1 protein-coding gene is annotated in these 1,619 nt (G+C 40.5%); it reads left to right on the top strand.

Going from position 1 to position 1,619, the window contains the following annotated elements; translation table 11 throughout:
* Positions 1 to 130 precede the first annotated feature (130 nt).
* Positions 131 to 1,435 (top strand): IS1380 family transposase, encoded by a 1,305-nt coding sequence (locus FD30_RS03025; RefSeq protein ID WP_056943840.1) that lies wholly within the window; start codon positions 131 to 133, stop codon positions 1,433 to 1,435.
* Positions 1,436 to 1,619 lie beyond the last annotated feature (184 nt).

Here is a 1,619-nt window from a genome sequence, read left to right as displayed (position 1 = left end):
CCCATCAAACACATGATTCAAGTGCTTGATGGGAATTTTACGTTTTCACCTTTTAAGTGCAGAAAAAGAGCCTCAGCTCTGGTATAGTTAACTCGACCAAAAGACACTATAAAGAGAAGAGGACTCTATAATGAAAACTGTACAGGAAATGGCATTTAGTTTCAATAAAAACATTCTAGCATCGCATACCGGCGGTCAATTATCTTCTGATGGTGGCCTAACCTTGTGTGTTGAACTGATGGCAAAGTTTCAGTTCACGAACTTAGCTGACAATCTATTGAAGTTCAACGACCATCGACAATACTGCCGACATAGTAATTCAAGTATCTTAATGCAGTTGGTTCTGCAGATCATTGCCGGTTATAATACAGATTCTGCTGCAACCTCATTGGTTGCAGAACCATTGTTTAAACTTTTATTGGACAAACCAGCCTTAGCTTCACAAGCGACGATATCCCGTTTCTGGCAACGTATCGATTCCGCAGGTGTGGACGCCTTCCAGACTTTAAATCAAGCTCTTATTGATCAAGCTCGACTGCTAACTAATCAGACGACCACCATTATTGATATTGATTCAACCCATTCTGACACTTATGGCAATCAAGAAGCTACTGACTATAACGCCCATTATGGCTCGGAGGGGTATCATCCATTACTAGCTATCGATAATGATGGTAATCTCATGAAAGCCATCCTACGGCCTGGTAATGCCTATACCAGCACAGATATAAAAGCCTTTTTAGAACCGTTATTAAAACATTATCAAGACCAATTGCCAGAAACTGATATTCTGGTTCGCGGTGATAGCGGGTTCGCCACACCAGCTGTTTATGATACCTGCGAGGCCGATGATGTCTTTTACATTATTCGCCTCAAACGTAATAAGCGACTACACAACTTGGCAGAAGAGTTTGTACAGATAAGCGACACAACTGAGTGGCATGAAACCGAAACTCACTATTACTCAGCAACTTATCAGGCCACTTCGTGGCCTAAACCGCGTCAAGTATACGTTAAGTCAACTCGTGTAGCTGGCGAATTGATCTTTTCACATGAATTTATTGTGACTAATCTGACAAATTTAACCGCAGAAGCAGCATTTGAACTGTATCATAAGCGTGGTCAGATGGAGAATTATATCAAGGAAGCCAAAGAGGGCTTCTTCTTTGATAAGACTGATAGTTCAACGTTTACCGCCAACGCTGCCCGTATGATGGTTAGTGTATTAGCGTACAATATTATCAATTTTATGAAGCAAATAGCCCTACCTAAAACAGAGACCGGATTGCGTGTTAGTACATTACGAATCCGTTTATTCAAAGTCGCTGCCCGCGTTGTGTTTACCGGTCGACGAATCCAGTTACGACTGAGTTCTCATCACGTTTATCATCGACTCTTTTATCAGGTATTACAGCGTATTCAGGCTATTAAATAGCCCCAATTAAAAAAAATTCTGTACGATCAAGGGATAAGTGCACCCAAAAATTCAAAAATGACTCACCGTTAGGTGATACCATCAAAATTTAGAGTCTCAATACATAGTAAGCAAGATCAAAAGCCGTCAGTTTTTGAAAAACATGAAAACTGACGACTTTTTTGAAAGGTATGAATAATTCAGG

Source organism: Levilactobacillus namurensis DSM 19117, from assembly GCF_001434785.1.
Classification (GTDB): domain Bacteria; phylum Bacillota; class Bacilli; order Lactobacillales; family Lactobacillaceae; genus Levilactobacillus; species Levilactobacillus namurensis.
The sequence above is the reverse complement of the archived record's forward strand: the minus strand, read 5'-3'. Positions and strand labels throughout refer to the sequence as shown.